This is a genomic window from Nonomuraea sp. LPB2021202275-12-8, assembly GCF_037044575.1.
In the GTDB taxonomy this organism is placed as follows: Bacteria; Actinomycetota; Actinomycetes; order Streptosporangiales; family Streptosporangiaceae; genus Nonomuraea.
The window spans coordinates 20,389-42,799 of the sequence record NZ_JBAHWD010000032.1; the positions used below are offsets into that span (position 1 = coordinate 20,389).

The following is a 22,411-nucleotide window of genomic DNA, read 5'->3' on the forward strand; positions in this document are numbered from 1 at the left end:
CGGTGCGCGAGTCGGTGGCGGTCACGAGGCGTCACCGCCACCCGGACGCAGCAGCTGCTCGACGGCCGCAATCATGGAGCGCAGCCGGGCGCCGTCGAGGCCCTCGGCGAGGTGCCAGCGGACGCCGCGCCCCTGCCCGGTCGAGTACACGGCCTGAGCTTCGGCCAGCGCGGTCAGCCGCGCGCCGACCCAGGAGCGGCGCATCCCGGACGCGCGGTCCAGATCAGCGCGGCTGGAACCCGCGCTCCCACCCGCCTCCAGTCCGGCGGCCAAGCCCTCGAGCGCCGGGTCGGCCAGCGGCACGGCGACGTGTGTGGCCGGCATGCCCGCCTCGGGCGGGACCGCGGCCGCGGGCTCCCCGCCGAGCAGCTCGGCCAGGTCCTGCTCCAGCCGGGCCAGCTCGTCCATCCTGGCCACCTCCGGGCTCGGCGGGACCGGCCCTGCAGGCGCGACGAGGTCGGGCCGGACCGAGAACCGGGCCGGGGTACGGCTCGGCAGGTACTCGGCCAGCTCGGCCGGGATGCCGCGCATCTTGGGTAGCAGCAGGTCGCCAAGCTGGTCGGCCAGCAGCGCCCACGTGCGCTCGTCGAAGCCGTCCGCGTCCCGCGACCGCTCGGCCGCCCACGCCCCCACCGTCTCGGGGTCGGCGTCGGGCCCCAGGATGGGCAGGGTCGGCGCGTCGCCATCGGCGTGGAAGAAGCGGCCCGGCCGCTTGAGCTGGGTCACGTCCAGCCGGGCATAGTCGTCCAGCAGGAACTGGCCCGACGCCTTGGTGTCGTCGTGGAACACCCGGCGGTGGTGGAGCTGCCGCCGGAACGCGGTCCCGGAGTCGGTGTTCGACTGCGGCATCGCGGTCTCGGACATGTCCTGGCCGCTGATGTATAGGCCGACGCCGTAGGCGCGGCCAAGGAGCGCGATGGTGTGCGCGGCGGCGGACGCCTCCTTGTAGTGCGGGTTCATGGCCGGGTTGAACACCATCCGGTGCTCGTCGATGAACAGCACGATCGCCTTGCGGTCAGCGCCAGGAACGATGACGCGCTCACCGCGCTGCTTGAGGAAGGCGCGGTTGGCGGGCCCCTCCGTGCACAGCGACGCGAGCGCCACCAGCAGCCGGGTGGCCTGCTCTGGAGTCCAGGCGTAGATCGGCGTCAGCGGCGCGAGCGGCGCGAAGTCGAACAAACCCTTCAGGTCGCACACCAGCGGGATCGCGTCGAAGGTGTTGCCCACCCCGGCGCCGAGCACGATGTTGTGCACCGTCTTGCCGTAGCCGGTCTTGCCGGAGGTCGCGCCGTGCCGGGACCCGCCGTCCTGGGTGGCCAGGACCATGCTGGCGGGCTCCTCGTCCTCCTGCAGGCCGACGCCGATCGGCTCGAGGATGCTGCGCGGCATGATCGGGGCCTTCCACCAGAAGTTCTGGCCGCCGTGCAGCTCGCCCACCTGGAAGTGCCACACCGATACGCCCGCGTTATCCAGGACCGGCGTGACCTGGCGCAGCATGCCCACGCGCAGCCCGATCTTGGCCGAGATCGTGGCGCGGAGCTGGTCGACCTCGACGGCGGGACGGCGGGTCAGCACGGTGAGGGTGAACCGGTTGTCGGTGACGATCTCGCTGTCGACCACGTCGAGCTCGGGCAGGCCGATCCGGTCGCGGGCTTGCGTCAGCCGGGAGGCGATGTCGTCGATCGTCTCCTGCAGGGGGTGCCGCTCCGGTGCGGGCAGCAGCGCGGGCCGCTCCTCAGCGGCCGGAAGCTCCGGCTGCTGCTTGGCGAGCCAGCGCACCAGCAGCCACCGGCCGCCCGTGGCCGCGCCGGTCAGCACCAGCCACGAGATCCATGTTGCGGCCGGGACGAAGGTGTTCGCTGACGCCGTGGTGGTCCACAGCACGGCGGGCACCTCGGCCGCAATCAGGTAGGCCAGCCACGCGGGCCGGGTGTCGGCGACCCGGGCCACCAGCACCGTGATGGCGATGAGCGCGATGCCGACCATCAGCAGCGCCCACCAGGCCCAGCGCTGCCCGGCCACCACGGCGAGCAGCACCCCGGCGTACGCCGGGGACAGCTCCTGCCAGTAGCGGACGCCGCGCACCACCAGCCAGGCGGCGATCCGCAACGGTATGCGCAGGAACGCTGGGGCCTGCCACTCCCACTCCGACTCGGACTCGGGAGCGGTCTTCTCCTCGGCCTCGTCGGGGACGATGGAGGTCTCCACGTTCATGCCTTTCAGTGCCGGTTGACGTGGGGCAGGCGGGTGCCTTCGGCCTGGTCGGCGGCGGCTCCCCGGTAACGCATCGCCGCGACCATGGCGGCCTCCGCCGTTGCTGCGGCGGCCACGCGGATGGCGGCCTCGGCCTGGTCGGCGGCAGCGAGCACGTACAGATCGTGCTGGTCATCGCTCAGGCGTTGACGCAGCTCCCTCATCCGGCGCCACAGAGCGGCGACCGCGCGGGCGAAGCTCGCGATCTGCGCGATCGGGTTACGGATGTCGCCGGCGGGCGGGATGCGCGCCATGATGGCCGCCGCCTCGTCGATGGTGGTCACCAGGGCGTTCATCTGTCCGGCACCTGGAGCTCCGAGCGCGGCCACCGGCGCGTACGCCTCGACCACGGGGGGCGCGGCCACGGTGGTCGACGGGCGCTGCTTGGCGGGCAGCGCGATCACCTTGGCGTCCGCCGTTGCGGCGGCGGGCTTGACCGCCTGGCGCTGGCGGGCGAGCCGGTAGGCGCGGTTGGCGATGCTCATGGGGTCCAGCCCTTCGGGTTCAGCAGGGTCGGGATCGGGGACGGAGTGAAGGGCGGGCCGCTTGGGAGCGGCTGGCTGCGGCACAGGCTGGGGCACTTCAAAGCGCTCGACGGTGACGATCGGGGGGCGGACCTGCTGTGCGGTCCGCAGCCACCGCCACCCGGTGCGGACCTGCTCGTCCTCGGGCTTGTCCTTCGACTCGGGCGTGGCCTTGCCCTCGGGCTCGGCGTCGGTCTCTTCGTCGGCCGACTCGGGCGTGGCCTTGGTGCGCTCCCCGCCGATGAGCAGGCTGACCGCCCAACCGCAGAAGAGCACCACGGCGGCCAGCAGGGCGAGTCGCTCGAGCACGAGGTCACCAGCCCTGCGCGAGCTTGCCGAAGGTCTCGGTATAGGCCGCGTCGCCCATGACGCACGCGATCGAACCGATGAACAGCACCGTCCAGAAGATGCAGAAGGTCAGCGCCGGCTCGTCGGGGATCTTGTCCTTGAGCACGTCCTTGCCGGCGGCGGTAGCCCAGGACGCCACTCCGATGACCAGCACGACGCCGGTGATGCCGGAGACCCAGGCAGTGAAGGTGTCGCCGCTGTCGAGGCCGTCCTTCACCCACGCGCCCAGGCCCGCAGCCCACTGGCCGGGCAGCCACGCGCCCAGGGCGAGACTGCCGTAGGCGAGCAGCGTGGCAGCGAAGATGCCCATCTTGCCTCGCGGGGCCTTGTCCTGCTTGCGGCGGAAGCCGCCAACGACGACGCCGACTCCCAGGCACGTCAGGGTGCTCCAGAAGAACCAGTTCATGAGGGATTCCTTCGAGGTCAGGCGGCCGAGGCGAGCAGGCGGGCGAGGACGACCCGGGCGCGCACGCCGGGGGTCTGGCCGCCGTACACGACGTGCAGGCGGAGCTGGCTGCGCTCGTTCACGGGCTCTCTGCGGCTCTGCTGCACGCGCGCCATGTCGTCGCGGACGGCCAGCTCGAAGCAGGCCCCGCCGATGCCGTTGATGGGGCAGCCGACGCACAGGCGACGGGCCTGCCGGTCGGTCATGCGCTCGGCCGCCCAGCGGTCACCGTTCTTGCCCATACACATGCGGTGCCGGCGGACGAGGTCCTGCAGGTCCGCGGTGTCCATGTCACGGACGTCCTCGGGGATGGGTGGGGCTGCCATACTGGCGGTGCTTCTCATCTGGATCGGATCTTTCGCGAGAGGGATCTGGATGGGGCTCAGGGCCTTGCTGGTCGTCATCCGGCAGGGCCCGCCCTTTTATCGCGTGGACGTCAGTTCTTAAAAGAACTGGTCGTATGTTGGGCATGATGGCTCGCGCAAAGATGATCTGTCAAGCCGCGTTATGAGACCATCGCTCATCAACAAGCAGATGACCTGCGCAGAAGGGGAAAGCCTTGGGGGTGCAGCGCTACCGTGTGATCGCGGACGAAATGCGCGAGCTCATCGCCTTGGGTGAGTGGCCGCCCGGCTCCCTCCTGCCCGTCAGCGCCGCCCTCCTCGAACGCTTCCGCACCACCGTCCCCACTCTGGCCAGGGCGACCGGCGTACTACGCGACGAGGGTCTGCTCTCCCGTGCCGCCGAGCGCGGTCGCCTGAAGGTCACCGATCGCCCGGCACCGCTGCACCTCGACCTGGACGACGGCGACGACGCCTGGGAGGCCGCCTGCGCGCGGGCCGACGTCGCCGGCGAGATGCGCCAGATCGGCGTCGACGAGATCCGCGCCGACGATGTGACCGCCGCGGCGCTGGGCATCCCCTGCGGGACCATGACCGAGCACCGAGTACGGCACGCCGTCGTCGGCAAGGCCCGCACCATGGTGGAGGTCTCCATCCGGCCCCTCGCCCTCGAGGGCGGCCTCGCCGCCGAGGCGGCCGAGGAGATCGGCGCCCGGGTCGCCACGAAGGAGGAGGCCGAGGTCCTCGGCCTACGCCCTGGCGGCAGCGTGCTAACCGTCGAGCGGATCACCTACGACGACGGCGGCCTGCCACTGGAGCTGCGGCGCCTGGCGGCGAACCCGCTGCGCGTCCGCGTCGGCCGGCGCACTCGTCTGCCCGCGCGCTGATCACGCCGGTTGCAGCTCACGCCGCCGCGCTGGGATACTCGGGCACAGACAACCACGGCATGTTGCATTCGAGGGCATCTCGGGTCGCGTGGCTGGTGTGGTCTCTTTCGGGGTGCGGTCTCCGGGCGTCTGGGTGGGCGCACATCAAACCGGAGACCGCACTTTTGCTTATGCGCGAAGCACCACGGCGGTATGTTGGCGCTCGTGACGGAGGAATTTGCGCGAGTGATCGCGGCTGTGTCCCTTATGATTCTCGTTCCCGCTTTTATCCTCGAAACGCATCGCAACAAGGCAGATCGTGAGCTTTCGAAGGAACGGCGGGAGGAGCTCGACAGGGCTGAAGAAGCCCTGACGACCGGAGAAGACCAGCTATCGCTTAACGCGCTGTGGTCTGTCACCCATAAGCGTCTGGACTATTACCACCAGATCGCGACCAGCCAAGCCAAGCAGAGCTTCCGCAGCGCGCAGCGTGCTATGTGGGTCGGCGTTGTACTTCTCATAGCTTCCGCCGCCCTCGCGATGACAGCGACCACGGCAATCGCCAGCATCGTCACCGGTACGCTTGGCGCCGCATCCGCTGCCTTTGCCGCCTTCATCAGCAGGACCTTCGTCCGGTCCCAGGAGAGCTCCGCCAATCATCTGCGCGCCTACTTCGATCAGCCGCTGGAATTCTCTCGCTATCTTGCCGCTGAGCGCATGATCGCCGATTTGAGGGGCCTCGGCGAAGAGGATCGCGTAAAGCTGGCCGCCGATGTGGTGCGCGGGATTCTGCCCGCTCCTGCAGCGTCTGACTCGGCAGCCGGACCAGAAGTGGATAAAAAGCAGTAAGCGCCTCGCCCGAGTCGGGGCGGGGCGCTTAACGTGGTGGACGTCTGGAGGGGCGCACACCAGAACGGATGGATTCGATCACCAGGTGCGCGCCGGGTTCAGGTCCTCCGTCACCTCGGTACCGCCGATACGGGTGCCCTTCGGCACCGTGGCGACGATCTCGTCACCACGCATGAAGTGCATCTCGGTGTCGGAGTGCTGGATCTTGTCGGCACCCGGGACATACTCCACCTGGTCCTGCTCGGTCACGTGCCAGAACGTCATCGTCATGGGGTTCACCTCCTTTCCGCTGCTTGAGGTCGTCTCAACGATCATTCCAAGGCCGGTCCGGCCGGTGTTAACCGCCAAGTTGGGATCTCTCCGACAGCAGAAAAGGCCCTCCTCCCCGGACAGGGAGGAGGGCCTTGAAGGTGGGGCGGGCGGGATTCGAACCCGCGACCTACGGCTTATGGGGCCGCCGAGCTGACCAGACTGCTCCACCGCCCTGCGAGGGCCACCCGGGGCGTGCAGTAGGCCGGGTGGCCACCCCAATAATAAGTGCTAGCACTTACTCCTTGCGCACGAAGCCGCAGGCGACCATCGGCAGCGACGCGTCCAGGCCGGCCATCTGCAGGACGCCCGGGTCCTTCGGATCGCCGATCGAGCGCCCCGTCGCGGCCAGTGAAACCACCACGGCGCGTGCCTGCGGGTTGATCGCCCGCCGGTAGGAGGCCAGGGCCTGCGCGGGGTGCTCATAGGAGCCCGCCCACGTTTCGTTGTCGGTGAGCACCACCACCCCGTCAACCTCCATGTGCCGCTGGAGCGCCCACTGAAACGGCAGGCTGAGGTCGGTCCCGCCGCCGCTCGGCCGCCACGAGGCGATCTCGCGCATGTTGGTGCGCGCGGTCACCTTCGAAGCGTGCACGCGCGTGTCGACGTCGATGACGTGGACGTTGCCCTTCTCAATGCGGGCGAACATGACCGCCATGGCGCACGCCACCTCGTACGGGCTGCCGATCGGGGACCCGCCCACCTCGATCCTGTAGCTGTTGCCGTAGTAGCCGCCACGCATGGAGCCCGAGGAGTCCACGGCGACCAGGAGCCGCTTGCCGGACGGCTCGACGTGGCCGAACGCCAGCTCGTACGTCTCCTCGAGCGCGTCCAGGATCGGCGCGACCGCGTTCCATAGGCGGGCCGGCGCCTGCGGGGTCGGCTGGGCGCGGCCGGAGCCGTACACCCGCAGGGCCAGCCAGGCGTCCATCGGATGGATGCGCGCCTTGACGATGGCCTCCCTGTCCGTCAGCCGGGCGACCGCGCGATGGGTGGCGTCGGAGAACGGGGTGAGCGTCCCGATCGACGTCATCCGGGCCAGGTTACGGATCAGCGCGGTCATGCCGACCGTGTCCACTAGCGCGTCCCACACGGCGGGCTCCTTCAGCATCGCGTCCGGCAGAAACTCCCACGGCACCTTCGCCTCGGTGATGACGCGCACCGCCTGGGCCGGGGTGGCGACGGCCTTGGCGGTGAGGAACCGGTCGACGGCGGGCAGCTCGTCGCGGGCCTCGTCGTCAGGGACGTTGCCGGCCAGCCAGCCGAACAGCACCTTGCGCTGCTCGCTGTCGGCCTTGGGGTGGGCGATACGCAGCACGTCGCGCAGGTCGAGCGCCTCCCCGGACGGGGTCTTGCGCTGGCGGGCCTTGCACGCCTTGAAGGCCACGTTGTCTGGGGTATCCGACAGGAACCAGGAGCCGAGTGCGGTGCGCAGGCTCCGGCCGGTCCGCACGTTGGAGCTGCCGGTCAGGCTCTTGTAGTAGCCGATGAACTTGGCCAGGTGGTCGGTGGTGCGCGCCACCTCGGCCAGCGCCTGCTTGGCGGCCTGCTTGGTGTCGGCGTTGCCGAGCACGTAGCAGGCGGCCAGCGCGAACAGCGCCGGGCTCGGCTTCGGGGCGCGCGGCGGCCGAGCGGTCGAGATGTCTGTCAGCAGCTCGACGACGCGCGTCCCGTCCTCGGCGATGGCCTGGGCCAGGACCTGGACGTTATCGGTGGTGAGCTGGTGCTCGCCCATGTAGTAGGTGCCACCCGTGGTGCCGAGGATCAGGAAGTCCTCGACCCTGGTCCAGGTGTCCTTGGCGAAGACGTAGCCCCCGGCGGAGTTGCGCACCATGTCGGCGGCGCGGCCGGGGATCGGCTGGGACTGCGGGGTGGCGCTGAGGGAGATGCGAGCGAGCGGATCGAGCTGACTCATGAGGGGTTCCTTCCGTGGTTCGCCAGCCATCGGACGGCAACGGGAAAGGATCCCTTTCCAGTTCGCCCCGCCGTGGCGGAGGTGGGCATGACAAAGGGGAGATCGAATTTGTGGGCGATGCCGGGTTATACCGCTGCTCTACCGGGCTGAGCTACACGACCTGGGTCGCGGCGGGATTTGAACCCGCGTCCAGCGGTTTAGCAGATAACCGACGATCTTCGACTCGATCTCCCCTAGCTCTCGTCAGGTGTGAGAGGGACACGAACGTGGCAGTGCAGACCGGCCGTTTGACGTGCAGCCTCTACACCACACCGGACCCGCGAGAATCCGGTGCCGGGATTCGAACCCGGACCTCCTCTTTTCAGAGAGATAACCGATCAAGCTTCGGCTCGTGTCCCCGTCGCACCTGGCGAGGGGGTCAGCGCGGCGCGGATGTGGAGGTGAGACCGGATTCGGATCTTCTTTGTGAAAAAAGAGGTAACCGACCTCGTTCGGCCCGCGCCGCGCGATCAGCATAGAGGTAAGTGTGAGCACTTACCAAGCCGTTTCGCGAAACAGGCAAAACACCCAAAACGGGCACTGGTGATCACGGTCGCAGCAGCCCTACGATCGAACACATGGACGAAACGCACTGCCGGAAGATCGTGACCGAATCACGCCTGGCGGCCTGCGCCCTCGTCGCTGCCGGAGAAACCTTCCGGCCGCTCCTGCACAACTACCGCCGCTACGCCGACGCCATCCACGAGATCGCCGCACTCGCCGACAAGGCCGCAGGCGAGCGGCGCCAGCAGCTCGCCGGCCAGCTCCAGGCCATGTTCCACATCGTCAACGAGGCCCTCGCCAACCGCACCGAGACCGCACGACAAGCTCACGCCGAGCGGTTGCAGATCTCCGTGGAGGAGGTTGACGCCCGGCTATACCCGCCGCTGCCGACGGCCGACGCCGACGACGCCACCAAGAAGGCGTACGAGCGCAGCATCCACGGCCAGGCCGACCGGTGGCGGCGGCTCGGTCTCGCCGCCCTGGGCCAGGACCGCGGGCACGCCTTCAGCGAGCTGGTCCGTACGGTGTGGCTGATGGCTCCGTCCCGCGCCGAGATCGACCGCTTCCTCGAACGGCTAGACGAGTTGACTGCCGTGTACGCCCGCTCTGTCGCGCCGACACGGTGACGGTGACCGAGGTTAGAACCCCCGAATTTGAGGCGGCCGTTGGTAGCTCACCGGGATGCGTAGTTCCCAATGCGGGGGCTCCTGGACGCCCGACGCAGTCGGCCGGTCACACGGGCACGTCCACCCGTCAACGCCGTCCAGTTCGGCTACGGGCGGCCAGAATCGGAGATGCACCTCTTGGGTGACCAGGCCGTTGGACCCTACAGGTGCTGGCTCGATGAAGAAGCGCTGCGGCTGGTTAGCGAGTAGCAGAAGCGGCAAGTTCAGCGACGTGAAGCTCTTGCCGTCCCAAGCGACCCCCTGGACCCGGTAGTTGCGGCCAATGGTGATCGATCCGTACAGGTCAGGTCGTACTCCGGAACGCTTCTCCCGCTTGGCCACAATCTCTATGGGGTGCTGCGGTGCCAGGTCGTCGTGACGGCGCTCACGCTCAATGTGGGAGATCGTCGCAGCCTCGGCTGCGGAGGCTTCGGCAGCGGCGGCTGACTTCTTGGCCGCGATCGCGGATCGCTGCGCGATGACCGCGGCGACCCCTACGCCAATGACGGCGATGAGAGCGCTAGCGATGGCGATCAAGTTGTCAGCATCGAGGCCAAGGAACTCGGGTGTCGTGGGGGCAAGGACGGTCACGGACCCACGGTAGTGGGGACGGCAGTTGATCTGAGTATCGTGGTGCTGTCCAGGTGTCCGCCTGAGCAGCGAAAGCGCCCGGTTACAGCGCTCGCGGCCTCCGGCGGGACCGACGCTGCGGTTCGGCCTGGACGAAGTCCGTGTTGCACGCGCCGCACGTGACCGGGCCGCGCTCGAAGCTCCCTGGGCTGGACTGCATCTTGCGCGCCGGGACGCACGCGCACGCGATCGTGATGCGGACACCGTCGCGTCCGACAGGCGTGGGCCCTGGCGGCGCCAGTGGGGTCTCCCCGACGCCGTCCTGGTCGTCGTCTTCACCCACCGTGATCGTCGTCGCCCCAGGATCGTCGCCAAGTTCGTCGTCGTCTCCCCATTTACGCAGGTAGGTCACATACGCGCTGCTCCGGTATGGCAGTCGCTCGGCGTCCAGAGCGGAGATCGTCTCGCGGTAACGCTCGGCGGTCGCGTCGGTGATACGGCAGCGGCTCCAGCCCATCACCTTGTCCGCCACGGCGGGCGGCTCCAGGCCCAGATGCTTGGCGAGCTTGACGAACTCCTTGTTGTGGTAGCGGTGCTTGTTGCTGGTGTCCTTGATGCGCCGTACGTCTGCGAGGCCGTGGGCGGCCTCGTGCAAAAGCGTCTCCATCACCCGGCGGCCCCCGAGGGCGATCATCTCGCCGCTGGCGAACAGTTCGGAGACGTGGCCGTCATCGACGTTCCAGGTGCCGGCGGCGAAGTGGCCCCAGGTCACCTCGTAGCCGCGGTCCCCCTGCCCAGTGATCACCACAACTCGCGGGACGTCGGGGTGGTGAGTGCGGATGGCCGCCCATGCCGCTTCGAGGGCGGTGATGACGCGGCTGCCGAGCTCGAGGGTTTCAGTCACGCGACAGTCTTAACATGCTCATGTTAATTACGCGACCGTGTTCGGAAGGCCCGTAAAACAAGGCACAATGGGAGCTGCTGTAGCGTCCCAGTCCTCAACAGGCTGGGGCAGTCCCGTCGAGGGCCGCAGACGTTTTCTTGAGTCTCCGCCCCCTGAAGGACGGCTCCGAGAGAAGTGAATCCGTACTGGACTGTTTAGGGTGCAGCACGGGCTGTTGTCTCTCAGAGCGCTACACACCCCGTCCGCCGCTTCCGAGAGTGCGCGCACGGAGGAACTATCACTGCCCCGATAGAGGGTTACATAGGTGTTCTGCTGGATCTCACTAGGAAAGGGGAACAGGATGACGTCTAGCGCCGCAGTCATCCAGTTCACGGCGTAGACCGCGAATGGCTGGCCTCTGGAGCGTGCTCCAGGCGGCTGGCGCAGGAACCGTGATCACGGTAATCGGGATCGGAGTTCTCCTCCTCGGAGTGCATGCACTTAACACCCAGGCACTGGAGAGCAAGATCAGCGAGTTCGAGATCAGGGTACGAATCCTCGGTCTCCACGTCCGTTGGAGCAAGAACACATCGCAGGCTGACAAGGGCATAGACCCTCCGCCAGCCCAGGGAGCTGACTCCCCCGCCGACACCCCCGACAAGAACGGGGGTGCCGCCAAGACATAGCAGAACGCAGAAGAGCGCCCCGCCGTCCCGAAGGACGGCGGGGCGCAGTGCTGGGGTTTACAGCTCGCGGCCGGCGTGGACGCCGGGGTGCGAGCCCTCTTGGTAGGTCGGAGCCTTGGTCGAGCCGAGCAGCAGGCCCAGCGCGGGGAAGCGCTGCTCGAGGGCGCGGAACAGCCCGTAGTAGACGCCCGTGCCGAGCACGACGGCGCCCGCGCTGATCTGGGCCGCGGTCAGGCCCTCGATGGTGATGCCGTGCAGGGCGAGCCAGCCGAGCACGCCGCCGACGACGGACGGCACGACGGTGCGCCACAGCGACAGCAGCCACTGGTGGAACATGATCTCTCCTTCTCTGGCCGGTCAGCCCTTCGGGGCGCCGCCGGACCGGCTGTACCAGGTGATCTTCACCTCGGTCGACTTGCACTTGCCGAGCACGGACTTCGGCAGGTTGCCGCGCTCCAGGATCCGGACGTATCCGGAGGTTTTGCTGACGCAGCCGCCGTACGCGGCCGCGGGCTCGGCGAACGCCGTGGTGGCCGCCGCGCCCGCGCCAGCGGACGCCAGCATCAGACCGGCTACAGCGGCCACGAGCAGGGGCTTCTCCATGGGAACTCCTCAGTTGGTCTCGTCGATCCAGCCGGGCACGCGGTTGCCGGGCTGGTAGGTCTCGGGCTGCTCCTCGGGCAGGGCGTCCACTACAGGCCCGCGGCCTTCCAGCACGCCGACGTCCAGACGAGGCCGCCGCCGAGCTTGCGCGCGGCCTTCCACGCGGTGAGCAGCGCGACCAGGTCCGCGTCGGTCGGGTCGAAGTAGTCGCTCGTGCGGTTGGCGGCCTTGAGCAGCTTGCGCAGCTCGACCACGTGCTCGTTCTTGTCGCCGGGCCGCAGCTCGGGCAGGTCGTCCTCAGAGGTGCCCGGCCGCGGGGCGCCCCGCCTGATCCAGGCGTACAGCGGCTCGCCGGGGCAGCTCGTGGAGAAGCCGTCGCGGTGGCCCTTGATCTCCCGGCCGGCGTCGCCCTCGGCCCGCAGGTAGTCGATGGCGTCCCAGATGCCGGCGAGCATGCCGGTGGTCGGCTGGGTGTGGCCCTGCGAGCCGACGAGGGCGAGCACGGCATAGTGGCCGGTGTTCAGCCCGGCGCCGTTGGCGGCCGGAAGAGCGTGCGGGCCGCGGCCCATGAAGACGCGGCGGTGCGGACAGACGGCCAGGCTGTAGCCGATGTCGTTGTACGGCTGCTCGCGGGCGCCGCGCATGTGCATGGCCTGGATCTGCCGGACGAGCTCGCCGCAGATCTCGTGGTCCTTGACGATCCCGGACGGGACTTCGCCGCCCGTGTAGTGGATCTTGACGCCCTCGGTGTGCGAGATGCGGGTGTAGGTGGCGGCCGGCGTCTTCGCGCCCCACTGCCGCCGGGTGATCAGGTTCATGGGTTCCCTCTGGTCTGCTCGGTGCGGTGCTGCTCCAGATGCGTCGCCAGGCCGTCCTCGACCCGGCGCACGCCGTTTTCGACGCGGGTGATCGCGTCCCGCAGGCTGGTGCCGTGGTTGGGCCGCAGCTCGGCCTCGATCGCCGCGACGCGCTCCGGGAAGCCCGGCCGATACGGCACGCCCGGCCGGGCCTCCTCGCCGAGCCAGTCGTCGAGGAAGTGGGAGAGGCGGCGCAGCTTGCGGATCAGCAGCGAGAGCGCCTTCCACACCAGCGCGACCCCGGCGCCGACGATGCCGATCACCACGAAGACGTCGACCCAGAAGATTCCGGTCACGCCGCGGCTCCCCAGGGCTTGCGGCCCATGAACGTGTTCGGCGGCTTGATCTCGAAATCGGGCACGACCGGCCCCGCGCGACCGGCTCGGTAGTAGTCCACGGTCTGGCGGCGGGCCGCCACACGAGCAGGATCGAGCCGGGTCAGCGTCTTGACCGGCTCCAGCGGGTCCGCCGGCACCGTCACGTTCAGGCCCACGAAGTCGACCACGCCCTGTCGGAACATCCGGTTCTCCGGCACCATGGCGACGCGGTGCGTCTTGACGGACTCGATCCGGGCCAGGTGTGCGGCGAGCCGGTCGGCGTCGGGGACGCCCGGCGTCCAGCAGGTCGGCAGGCTATGCGTCTCCTGCAGGACCTCGGCCGCGCCCGGCCGCAGCGTGGCCAGGGCGTCGTGGGGGTTCGGAATCCACGGCTCGTGCAGGACGATGTCCAGCAGCGTGTCCATGTCGTCGACGGGGACGCCGTACTCGGCGCACCGCCACTCGAACGTCGAGTGCGGGATGATGTGGATGTGCGGGGCTCCGTCCGGCCGCACCCGGCTGATTCCCCACATCGGCTCAGCGCCGTCGTGGCTGGGACGCTGCTCAGGCTGCTCGCCTCCGCCCTGCAGCAGACTGGTCGTCGAGTAGCCAAGCTCGGCATCCCAGAGCGTCCAGATTTCGGCCACGTAGGCACCCCCTCGGGCATGAAGAAGGCCGGTAAGCGCGAGCACTTACCGGCCAAGCGATGATCGTTAATGGCGGTGCGACCACCAGTAGAAGGCTTTGCCGGACCACACGCCGCCGCCCGCCGACCAGCCGATGCTGAAGTCGGTCTGGTTGGACAGGTCCTCGCACCAGTAGAAGTTCGGGTTCGCGGCGCCGTCTCTGACCACCGCGACGGGCCCCATGTTGGAGGCCATGCTTGGCCCGTAATGGATGGTCACGCCAGTGAAGTCCGGCGCCACGGTGCCGCTGCCGGCGTGCACGGCGTCGTAGGGGTCGGCGGTGTTGGTGTCCCACACCCGTCCGCGCAGGTAGAACCTGCCGCTGCTGTTGGTGTAGATGTACGTCTCCGTGCTGGCGGACGCGATGCTGTAGCCGAACATCGCGTAGCCCTCGGCGATGTCGAGGCCGCCGCCGCGGCGGTTGGAGTTCGCCGCGTTGCGGATGCCCAGCCGGACGAGCCCGGCGGCCACCTGGAGCTCGGCGCGGGCCGTGGCGCCGGCGTTGGTGCCGCTGGTGATGAACGTCGTCGTTTCGCCCGGGTAGAGCCCGTCGACCGCGTACAGGCGGGCGAAGTTGGTGCTCGTGCCGCCGGGGTAGAACCGCAGGTCGAGCGTGCTGGAGTCGAGGACGAAGCGGCGGCCGGTCGCGCTGGACCGCACGATGCTGCCGGTGATCGTCTTGCCGTTGATGGCGTCGGCGCTGATCTTCTCGGCCGTGATCGCCCCGGCCTCGATCTTGTCAGCAGTGATTGCGGCAGCGGCGATGTGTCCAGCGGTGATCGCCCCGGCCTCGATCTTGTCGGCGGTGATCGCGTTCGCCGAGATGTGTCCGGCCTGGATCGCCAGCGCCTGGATCAGCCCGCCCGTGATCGTCCCGGCCGTGATCTTGGCGTCGGCGGGGATCGAACCCTCGATGATGTGCTCGGCCCCGTCGATAATCGCGCCGATCACGTCGGTGTCCACCAGCGGCTGGGTCTGGGCGGTCACCCGCGCCGACTCGCCCGAGATGTTGCCGGACCGGTCGATCGCGACCAGCCACAGTTCTCGATCGGTGTTGTACGGCTGGCCCGGCACCACGGCGGTGCCCGCCCGCTCCAGCCACTCGACCGCCTGGCCCTCGTCGTCGCTGTCGAGCGGGTCGCGCATTATTACCAGGACCCGCGCGAAGTCGAGCGGCATGCCCGTCCCGCCGGCGGTGAGGCCGTCCCAGGCGACGCGGAAGATACCGAGCCGGGAGTCCGCGACCGGCGTAGACGGCTCCGGCGGCGGCGTCTCGTCGTCCGGGATGACGATCTCGGCCGAGACCGCGGGCAGGCTGCGTGCCGACCCTGCGACCGCGATCACGCCGAACTGCCAGCGCGACTTCGGCTCGAGCGGACTGTATGTGACGGTCGTGCCGGTGGTGCGCGCCAGAACCCGGGTCGCGCCCGTGGTGGGCGGGGCGATGCCGATCAGCTCGTAGCCGTCCACGCTCAGCGCGGTTCCGTTGGTGTCCGCTGTGACGGAGGTCCACGACACGGTGATCTGGCCGTGCGCGTACCCCTCCTCGTCCAGGTAGGCGGCGGGGGAGACGAGCAGGCCGGTCGGCGCCGCAGGTTGCCGGTCGCCGCCCTCCGGCGCCGGATCCGAGCCGGAGCCGCCGGAGGAGATGCCGCCGTTCAGGATGCCCGCGGCCTGGCGGGCAAGGCGGATGTCCCTCTCCAGGAACCGATCGTTCAGCGTCAGGTTGCCGCTGATCAGGCCCGACACGTCGCAGGCCAGTGTGATCTGGCGGATCCGCAGCGGCTGCATCGCGCCCTGGTCGCCGGGGGCACGCACGTAGTCGCCGCTGGCGTAGTCGGCCAGCGGCAGCCAGCGCGCCACGTACGGCGTGATGCTGCGCGTGAGCTGCACCCGCTCCCGCGACGCGCGCTCCAGCGCATTCTGCCCCAGCAGCTGCGCGGTCCCGGTGTCGCTCACCCCGCCCTGCGACTGGTAGGTCTCCCACCGGCCCCACGGCATGGCGGCGGCCGGGTTGGTGACCTCGACCCGCAGCCCGTCCTCGCCGACGACGAGGATCGCCGAGGCGGCGTCCTCCAGCGTGGCGTCGTCGGGCGCGGAGTCGATGTCGCGGCCGAGGCGGAGCTCCATCGGGGCGGCCCCGCTCGCGCGGTTGGTGGCCAGGAGGGTGCCCTCGCGGTAGACCATCAGCTCGCGGTCCTGCATGCACCAGTCGATCTGGCCCTGCTCCGACAGATTGATCAGCAGCGCGAGGAGATCCACGCCCGGCTCCAGCCCGAGCGACATGGTCGTGCCCCACGCCTGGCCGGCCGAGTCGTGCGTGGCGGTGAAGTTGTACGTCAGGCCCGGCAGGGTGCCCCGGTTCTTGCCCTCGGAGATGAGGGTGGCCAGGATGTTGCCGGGCGTCGTTGCGGTGAACGGCCTCTTGCCGTCGACCAGGCTGAGGTCCGGATACAGGACGATCTTGCGGAGCTGCCAGGCCCAACCGGGGCAGTCGTACGAGCGCGCCCCGGTCCGGTCAGTACCGTCTCCAGAGCGCTTCACCCGCAGGAACCGGCCGCTGGCCGGCTCCAGCCAGGGCTCGCCGTCCACGGAGTACTCCATGGCGATCTCGCACGGCTCGTCGAGCAGCTCAGCGCCGGTCGCCGAGGCGCTGTAGGCCAGCCGGAGGCTGGACACGTCGTTGAGCGGCAACGCGGCCTCCCAGCCGAGATGCGCGGGCAGGACGCCCTGCCGGTTGCCGTTCGGCGCGTAGACGACCAGCCGAGCCGCCAGACGTTGCCGATCCCCAGGAATGATCACCTGCACTGGTGGCCCCCGATGTGCTGAGTTGAGGTGGTGGAAGAGAGCAACGCGGAGGCATCACGGCGGCGGAGTTGCCGATCTACATGAGGCCGGGCGGCATCGCGGCCGGCGAGGGTGCGGAGGGCTGAGCGGCCGAGGCCCGCTGCAGCTTGGCGACGGCGGCGGCCAGCAGCGCATTCTCGTAGACCAGCTCCGTGATCCGCGCCCGGAGCGCCTCAATGATGTCGTCGCGCTCCACCTGCAGGTCGGTCACGTCGTCTCCCTGTCGTGCGCCAGACGGCGCCGGTCGATTTCCATGCGGATCGCCGCGGCGGCGATCGGGTCCAGCCGGGTCTGCTCCCGGATCGCCTGCAGCGGATCAGCGGCAGCTCGGGCCGACCGGGCTCCGGGCGGTGCTGTGACGACCGCGCCATGCTCGGCCCGGCAGGCGTCGATCTGCTCGAGCGCTTGACTGCGCGCGGTGACCGCGTCGACCAGCGCGGGCGCGAGCGGCTGCAGCGTGCCGGCCTCGTGCAGGCCGATCAGCAGCGGCTCGTGCACGATGAGCTGCAGCGCCTCCTCCAGGTCCATGCCGAACTCGGCCGCGCGGTAGGCGACGGCGGCCTTGGGCAGGTAGTAGCGCCACTCGCCGGTCGGCGACACGTCCTCGGGCACCTGGTAGACGATCGCCCAGTACGGAACCGCGCCGTCGTCGGCGCTGGCCTCCTCGACCGCGACGACCGTCCACTCCTGCGCCAACGTGCCCCCTTGTTGATGGTCATTTGCGCCAGGCCCAGATCATCGCCGTCGCCGATCCGACTGCTCCGGAGGAGTCGCAGCGCAGGTTGAACCCGCTGGTCGACCGGGCGGTCATGTAGGAGGTGACGACCCCGGTGCCGCTGTAGGTGAGACCGATCGCGCAGAACGGCGTCGTCAGCATCGTGGCCGACCCCCACGCGATGGTGGACAGGCCGGAGTTGAGGTTGATGCTCAGCGAGAACATCAGCAGGCCTGCGTCGCCGCCGAAGTAGTCGAGGCGGCCCTTGTACTCGGCGACCGTCGAGGTGAACCGCCACCGGTTCAGCGCCGGCGTGGGGTCGTTGTAGCCGACCTCGAGCTGGGTGGGCTGGGCGAACATGTAGCCGCCGCTGGCCAGCGCGGTGCTCGGGTTGTAGATGTGCATGCGCCACTCGTCGCCGCGCTGGATCACCTGGGAGCGGCGGTCGCCGCCGCTGTTCAACCCGCTGATGTGGATGATTGAGCCGTCGTTGTCGACGAAGATGCGCGCGTAGTTGGTGCCCGTGCTCGGGTACCAACGGATCTCCGGGTCGGCGCTGCCCGCCGGGTTGACGATGATCCGGCGGCCGACCACGCCAGTGGAGAGCTGCCCGACGATGGAGACCGCGCCCGAAGCCGCCGACACGGTGACGGTTTGCGCACCGCCGCTGTCGTACGCTTCCAGCCCGTCCTCGTTGAGCTCGACCCGGGCGGCGCCCGGGTCACCGGCGACGATCCGGGTGGCCAGCGCCAGCACCGCCTGGAGCTTGTCAGCGGTCACAGCCTCGGCGGCGATGTGCGACGCCTCGATCGCCCCGGCCGCGACCTTCGCCGCGGTGACGGCGTTGGCGGCCAGGGCCCCGGTGGTGATGCTGCCTTCGGCCGCGTCGCCGTCGACGAGCGGCACCGTGGCGATCGTCGCGCTGGGCGAGGCCGCGGACTCGTTGCCGGAGTGGTCGACCGCCGTGAAACGGAAGTCCCGGTCGGCCCCGTACGGCAGGCCGGGCACGACGATGCTGCCAGCCGCGTCCAGGTAGCCGATCTCTTCCCAGCCGGGAGCTAGCGGGTCCTGCATCCAGACCCTGACCCGGGCCAGGTCGGTCGGCATCGGCTCGGCCCCGGCACCGAGGCCGTCCCAACTGACGTGGACCACGCCGAGTCGGGTGGCCAGCAGGGGAGTGGTGGGCACGGGCGGCGCGTCCGGGTCATCGGCGATCGCCTCAACCACCGGGGGCGCGGAGAAGCCGCCTCGGCGGCCGTTGTTGACGGCGCGGACCTTGAAGGCCCACGTCTCGCCGACCGGAAGCGGCGAGTACGTCGCCGTGGTGTCGTCGGCCGGCGTCACCGCCAGCAGCAGCCACGGCAGGCCGACCTCGTTCTTCCGGCCGTACAGCTCGTAGCCCGAGATGTCGAGCGCGACGCCAACGACGTCCTGGGTGACCGCGCCCCACGTAGCCGTGATCTGCCCGCGTGCGTAGCCACTGGTATCGATGAAGGCGGCTGAGTCCACGATCAGGCCGGGCGGAGCGGTTGGGGTGCGCGGCGCCGGGGCCTCCGGCGCGGGCTTGGCTCCGGAGCCGCCCGAGGAGGTCGAGCCGCCGACGATGCCGGCCGTGCGCCGGGCCAGCCGCAAGTCCCGCTCGAGCAGCCTGTCGTTGAGCACCAGGTGCCCGGCCAGCGCCCGCTTGTGGTCGCGGGTCAGGGTGATCTGGCGGACGCGCAGGCTCTGCATGGCGGCGGCCTCGCCGGGGGCGAGCACCAGGTCGCCGGGCGCGTAGTCGCGGAACGGCAACCAGCGCGCGGTCTCCAGAGCGATGCTGCGGGTGCGCTGCACCCGCTCGCCGGACGCCCGCTTGATCGCGGTGTCAGCCAGCAGCGTTGCCGTGCCCGGGTCGGACACGCCACCCTGGCCGATGAACATCTCCCACCGGCCCCAGGGCCCGTGCCCAGCCGAGGAGACGTACGACTGCTGGAAGCCTGCGTCACCGACGACGAGCACCGCGCTGGCCGCATCCTCCAGCGTCCCGACCTCGGGCGCCTGGGTGATGTCGCGGCCGTAGCGCAGGTCCACCGGGGCGTCTCCGGCGGCCAGGTCGTTGTGCAGGGTGTCGGCGTTGAAGACCCGCAGCTCCCGGCCCTGCATCTGGAAGTCGATCACGCCCTGTTCGGCCAGGTTGATGAGCGTGGTCAGCAGGTCCAGGCCGGGCTCGTAGTAAATCGTGAGGACCTTCGCCCACTCGACTCCGGCACTGTCGTGCGTGAGCGTGAAATCCCAGGTCACGCCCGGAAGCGCGCCACGTGTCTGCCCTTCAGTGAGCCAGGTCCGCAGGATCGCGCCGGGCGTCGCGGACAGGAAGGCGCGTTTCCCGTCGACCAGCGGGGCGCTGCCTGAGTAGAGGATCAGTTTCCTGAGCATCCAGACGAAGGCGGGCAGCTCGTACCGCACCACCTCGGCCTGATCAGTGCTGTCGCCACGGCGCAGGATCCGCAGGAACCTGCCGTCCGGCGGCTCCGTCCAGGTGACGCCGTCCGCCGACCACTCGATCGCGACTTCGCACGGCTGCTCCAGCAGCTCCGCACCGACCGCGCCGGCGGCGTAGGCCAGCCGGAGTCCGCCGACGTCGTTGAGCGGCCAGGCCGCCTCGAGGCTAAGTGGCTGCGGAATTGAACCGAGGCGGTCGCCGTTGGGGGCGTGGGCGACGAGTCGGAGGTCCACAACACCTCCGCCGTTCGTCAGACCTGGGTTTCGTCAGACCTGGGTTATGGCGGCCTTAGACCGCAACGGTTTGCCGACTGCATAGAGCAGTGAAATCGGTTCAAAAAAAAGAAGGTCACTTCAGCCCCGCTCGCAACATGGCGGCAGAAAGCACGCAAAGCACATCCGCTAACACACGTGCGCGACTCGTGAGCAGCGCGTGCATAGATTACGATTCACGTCATATCCAAGGACGCTTACTCTTCCGCTCCGGTCCACACCCTAGGGGTTGATCGGAAAGGCCGGGGTCGCCCCCAAGGTCATCCGGCCCAGGAGGACAAAGTGTCGTTGCATATCAATGAGGAGCAGAACGACGAGGAGAAGCTGGTGATGCTGCAGCTGCTGCTGATCCTGTTGGATTGGCTCCTCAAAGGTGGAGGGCTCAGCTAGGTGGCTGCCTAGCCGAGCCCTCGGGTGAAAGGCGGGGTCCTGGTTCGGGATGAAAAACGGGCCAGGACCTCCTTCTATGCACTTCACTACGCTTTCAACTTCAAGCGGTCTCGCTTAAATTCTCTTGAGCTCCAGCGACAACGATAGGACACCCTTACGCCTGGATGGCGCGGGGGCTACATGGTTATATAGCCATTAGGCCGTGCCCTATAGTAACGGCGAGCTATCCTTTGGGACACATATGGTCGTCGCGGCATGCCCGGGCTCCTCCGAACCGAGGACTACGCGCAAGAGGTCATCCTGGCCGTCCGTTCGGCGAGTTGCTAACGGCCTGAAGTCAGGAAACCGTCCAGTCGTCCTCGAGCAGGTCGCTCATCGAGGCCAGCCACGGCACGAACGAGCCGTCGGCTGCGTGCAGCATCAGGTACGGCCGGAACCGGCGGACAGTTCCCTCGGCGATGCCGGTGGCCAGCGCCGTGTTGGAGTTGATGGGGATGCCGTCCGGGTAGCCCTGCTGTAGGACGACGAACATGCCCTGGCCGTTCCATCCCGTGCGGGAGATCTTCTTGCCCGCCTTACAGTGGCGAAGCGCCTCGGAGAAGTCCATGGGTGCCTTTCAGGCTAGAGCGATGATCGGGAACTGATCGAACGGCCGCCATGCAGGTGCGGACATGTTCAGCACGGCAGGCAGCTCTGTGACCTGGGTGCTGACATCGCTGGCGAGCAGGTGCATGAAGGGGCCTGCGAAGCCGTTCGGCGCGAATGTCATGACCACGGCGTCGGTCGCGTTCGCCACCGAGACGACCACCTTGACCTTCCGCAGGTCGTCGGACGCTGCGATCGGTGCCGGGAAGTGGGCGGAATGCCAGGCGCTGTCCCACATCACGGTGGTCGGATCGGTGATCCCGATGGGCAGCATTACGCCAGCGAGGTTCTGGTAGACCCCGGCTTGGATGGTGCCGGCGGAATCAGTGAAGCCTCGCATTGCGATCGCTACGCTGGTGCATTCCTGGCCAGGCGGGATGTACAGCGTCATCGCATAGGCGAGGGGAACGTCACCAGGCGGCACGGGGACCTCGGCGTTGGTTAGCCACGTCGGAACTGTCTGGGTGAAGCCGTACTGGCCCGGCGACCGATACTCCAGATGCTGATGCATTCAATCTCCCTACAGATAGGAGCGGCGAGCGCGGATCTCGATCTTGGATGCCACCGTGGTGGAGGTCGCCGTGGTGGTGACGAGCACCACGCGCGAGAACGGGTCGAGCACGCCCACGGCGGGGACGAGGTGGAGCCATCTGAACGCCGAGCCAGGGCCGGTGGCCTGGATGGTGCCGGTGACGTCGGTGACGTCCGGGCCGGGCGTCAGGTCCCAGGTGTCGATCGTGGCCTTGGAGGCGCGCATCGCCGCGCAGTCGATGAGCAGCCGCTCGCCCGCGAGCAGCCCGGATGGCCGCATGACGGTGCCGCCGGTCGCCACGTCGACGACGGTGGGATTCACGGCCGGCCCGGTAATGCGGATCAGCGCGTCTGTGATCGGGCCGGTCGAGCCCGCCAGCGTGGTCACCGGCTGGGAAGCGGTGTTGGCTGAGCCTGTCCACGTGCTGGTGATCTCGTCGCGCCAGTACACGCCGGGCACGCGCACCACGGCGGTGACCCGGGCGCGGGCGGCGCCGATGCGCACGTCTGGCTCGGACACAGCGGTGATGGTCACTTGCGCCTCGCGCACGATGGTCCCGGCCTCGTACCGCAGCGTCATGAGCCGATGCCGCACGCCGAGTAGCGCGGCGAGAGCTTCCAGGTTGTGTTCCAGCTGCTCGTAACCGCCGTCCTCGCCGGCGGGCGTGCGCCCGGTGACGACCAGGCCCAGAGGGACCGTGGTCGTCTCGTGGTCGAGGCCGACGATCGGAAGCTCTCCAGCGCGGCCGGGCACGGTCACCTCGACCGCTCGCACCCCGGGCAGGGGGCGGCGGCGGGTGTCGGGGGTGAGGTGCCAGCAGCGTGCTGGATGGTCGAGCGGGATCCCGTCCAGGTTGTAGGTCGGCACG

General features: G+C 69.1%; 23 protein-coding genes and 2 tRNA genes. 3 read left to right on the forward strand and 22 right to left on the reverse strand.

All coding sequences use genetic code 11. The features are described 5' to 3' along the window. Positions 1-21 precede the first annotated feature (21 nt). From V5E28_RS38025 to V5E28_RS38040, 4 genes are read right to left on the reverse strand one after another with little or no spacing between them, the layout of a single operon-like run. On the reverse strand, positions 22-2,214 hold the full coding sequence (locus V5E28_RS38025) for a hypothetical protein (protein ID WP_336214347.1): 2,193 nt from the start codon (positions 2,212-2,214) through the stop codon (positions 22-24). A gap of 5 nt (positions 2,215-2,219) precedes the next feature. After that, positions 2,220-3,086: a hypothetical protein gene (locus V5E28_RS38030; RefSeq protein WP_336214348.1), complete on the reverse strand. Its 867-nt coding sequence runs from the start codon at positions 3,084-3,086 to the stop codon at positions 2,220-2,222. 4 nt (positions 3,087-3,090) lie between these two features. After that, on the reverse strand, positions 3,091-3,531 hold the full coding sequence (locus tag V5E28_RS38035) for a hypothetical protein (RefSeq protein ID WP_336214349.1): 441 nt from the start codon (positions 3,529-3,531) through the stop codon (positions 3,091-3,093). 17 nt (positions 3,532-3,548) lie between these two features. Further along, positions 3,549-3,896, reverse strand: coding sequence for a hypothetical protein (locus tag V5E28_RS38040; RefSeq protein WP_336214350.1), 348 nt, complete (start codon positions 3,894-3,896; stop codon positions 3,549-3,551). 254 nt (positions 3,897-4,150) lie between these two features. Between V5E28_RS38040 and V5E28_RS38045 the strand changes: the two genes are divergently transcribed. Together V5E28_RS38045 and V5E28_RS38050 are read left to right on the forward strand one after the other, a co-directional pair. After that, positions 4,151-4,798, forward strand: coding sequence for a UTRA domain-containing protein (locus tag V5E28_RS38045; protein WP_336214352.1), 648 nt, complete (start codon positions 4,151-4,153; stop codon positions 4,796-4,798). A 192-nt stretch (positions 4,799-4,990) separates the two neighbouring features. Then, positions 4,991-5,626 carry a TRADD-N-associated membrane domain-containing protein gene (locus tag V5E28_RS38050; protein ID WP_336214353.1) on the forward strand — a complete coding sequence of 212 codons (636 nt, stop codon included), beginning with the start codon at positions 4,991-4,993 and terminating at the stop codon, positions 5,624-5,626. A gap of 78 nt (positions 5,627-5,704) precedes the next feature. On the opposite strand, the gene V5E28_RS38055 is transcribed toward V5E28_RS38050, so the two are convergent. From V5E28_RS38055 to V5E28_RS38070, 4 genes are all read right to left on the reverse strand, one after another. After that, on the reverse strand, positions 5,705-5,896 hold the full coding sequence (locus V5E28_RS38055; protein WP_336214354.1) for a hypothetical protein: 192 nt from the start codon (positions 5,894-5,896) through the stop codon (positions 5,705-5,707). Positions 5,897-6,037: 141 nt separating this feature from the next. Continuing rightward, positions 6,038-6,112 (reverse strand) — tRNA-Met (locus V5E28_RS38060). A gap of 61 nt (positions 6,113-6,173) precedes the next feature. Beyond that, positions 6,174-7,850, reverse strand: a complete 1,677-nt coding sequence (locus tag V5E28_RS38065; RefSeq protein ID WP_336214355.1) for a TROVE domain-containing protein — start codon at positions 7,848-7,850, stop codon at positions 6,174-6,176. Between the two features lie 161 nt (positions 7,851-8,011). Further along, a tRNA-OTHER gene (locus V5E28_RS38070) sits at positions 8,012-8,083 on the reverse strand. Between the two features lie 384 nt (positions 8,084-8,467). Between V5E28_RS38070 and V5E28_RS38075 the strand changes: the two genes are divergently transcribed. Beyond that, complete coding sequence (locus V5E28_RS38075; protein WP_336214356.1) at positions 8,468-9,019, forward strand: hypothetical protein; 552 nt, start codon at positions 8,468-8,470, stop codon at positions 9,017-9,019. A gap of 12 nt (positions 9,020-9,031) precedes the next feature. Here V5E28_RS38075 and V5E28_RS38080 read toward each other — a convergent pair whose 3' ends face one another. The 14 genes from V5E28_RS38080 to V5E28_RS38145 form a co-directional block, all read right to left on the reverse strand. Continuing rightward, on the reverse strand, positions 9,032-9,649 hold the full coding sequence (locus tag V5E28_RS38080) for a hypothetical protein (RefSeq protein WP_336214358.1): 618 nt from the start codon (positions 9,647-9,649) through the stop codon (positions 9,032-9,034). Positions 9,650-9,731: 82 nt separating this feature from the next. Next, entirely contained in the window at positions 9,732-10,532 is an 801-nt protein-coding gene (locus tag V5E28_RS38085; protein ID WP_336214359.1) for a hypothetical protein, read from the reverse strand. 722 nt (positions 10,533-11,254) lie between these two features. Further along, positions 11,255-11,533, reverse strand: coding sequence for a hypothetical protein (locus V5E28_RS38090; RefSeq protein WP_336214360.1), 279 nt, complete (start codon positions 11,531-11,533; stop codon positions 11,255-11,257). Positions 11,534-11,554: 21 nt separating this feature from the next. After that, positions 11,555-11,800 carry a hypothetical protein gene (locus tag V5E28_RS38095; protein ID WP_336214362.1) on the reverse strand — a complete coding sequence of 82 codons (246 nt, stop codon included), beginning with the start codon at positions 11,798-11,800 and terminating at the stop codon, positions 11,555-11,557. Between the two features lie 89 nt (positions 11,801-11,889). Then, positions 11,890-12,618: a peptidoglycan recognition protein family protein gene (locus V5E28_RS38100; protein WP_336214364.1), complete on the reverse strand. Its 729-nt coding sequence runs from the start codon at positions 12,616-12,618 to the stop codon at positions 11,890-11,892. Then, positions 12,615-12,953, reverse strand: a complete 339-nt coding sequence (locus V5E28_RS38105) for a hypothetical protein (RefSeq protein WP_336214365.1) — start codon at positions 12,951-12,953, stop codon at positions 12,615-12,617. Before V5E28_RS38105 ends, V5E28_RS38100 begins: the two co-directional genes overlap by 4 nt. Beyond that, positions 12,950-13,621 (reverse strand): hypothetical protein, encoded by a 672-nt coding sequence (locus V5E28_RS38110; protein WP_336214367.1) that lies wholly within the window; start codon positions 13,619-13,621, stop codon positions 12,950-12,952. Before V5E28_RS38110 ends, V5E28_RS38105 begins: the two co-directional genes overlap by 4 nt. 66 nt (positions 13,622-13,687) lie before the next feature. Next, a complete protein-coding gene (locus tag V5E28_RS38115) occupies positions 13,688-16,468 on the reverse strand; it encodes a hypothetical protein (RefSeq protein WP_336214369.1) in 2,781 nt (926 codons plus the stop codon). A gap of 76 nt (positions 16,469-16,544) precedes the next feature. Continuing rightward, positions 16,545-16,718: a hypothetical protein gene (locus tag V5E28_RS38120; protein ID WP_336214371.1), complete on the reverse strand. Its 174-nt coding sequence runs from the start codon at positions 16,716-16,718 to the stop codon at positions 16,545-16,547. Further along, positions 16,715-17,203, reverse strand: coding sequence for a hypothetical protein (locus V5E28_RS38125; RefSeq protein WP_336214372.1), 489 nt, complete (start codon positions 17,201-17,203; stop codon positions 16,715-16,717). The genes V5E28_RS38120 and V5E28_RS38125 overlap by 4 nt, the downstream gene beginning before the upstream one ends. 19 nt (positions 17,204-17,222) lie before the next feature. Continuing rightward, positions 17,223-19,937 carry a fibronectin type III domain-containing protein gene (locus V5E28_RS38130; RefSeq protein WP_336214373.1) on the reverse strand — a complete coding sequence of 905 codons (2,715 nt, stop codon included), beginning with the start codon at positions 19,935-19,937 and terminating at the stop codon, positions 17,223-17,225. A gap of 766 nt (positions 19,938-20,703) precedes the next feature. Beyond that, complete coding sequence (locus V5E28_RS38135; RefSeq protein WP_336214374.1) at positions 20,704-20,973, reverse strand: DUF2829 domain-containing protein; 270 nt, start codon at positions 20,971-20,973, stop codon at positions 20,704-20,706. 9 nt (positions 20,974-20,982) lie between these two features. Next, positions 20,983-21,522, reverse strand: a complete 540-nt coding sequence (locus V5E28_RS38140) for a hypothetical protein (protein ID WP_336214375.1) — start codon at positions 21,520-21,522, stop codon at positions 20,983-20,985. A gap of 9 nt (positions 21,523-21,531) precedes the next feature. Further along, the gene (locus V5E28_RS38145; protein ID WP_336214376.1) at positions 21,532-22,410 is read right to left on the reverse strand and encodes a hypothetical protein; all 879 of its coding nucleotides are present in this window, start codon (positions 22,408-22,410) and stop codon (positions 21,532-21,534) included. Between the last annotated feature and the right edge of the window lies 1 nt (position 22,411).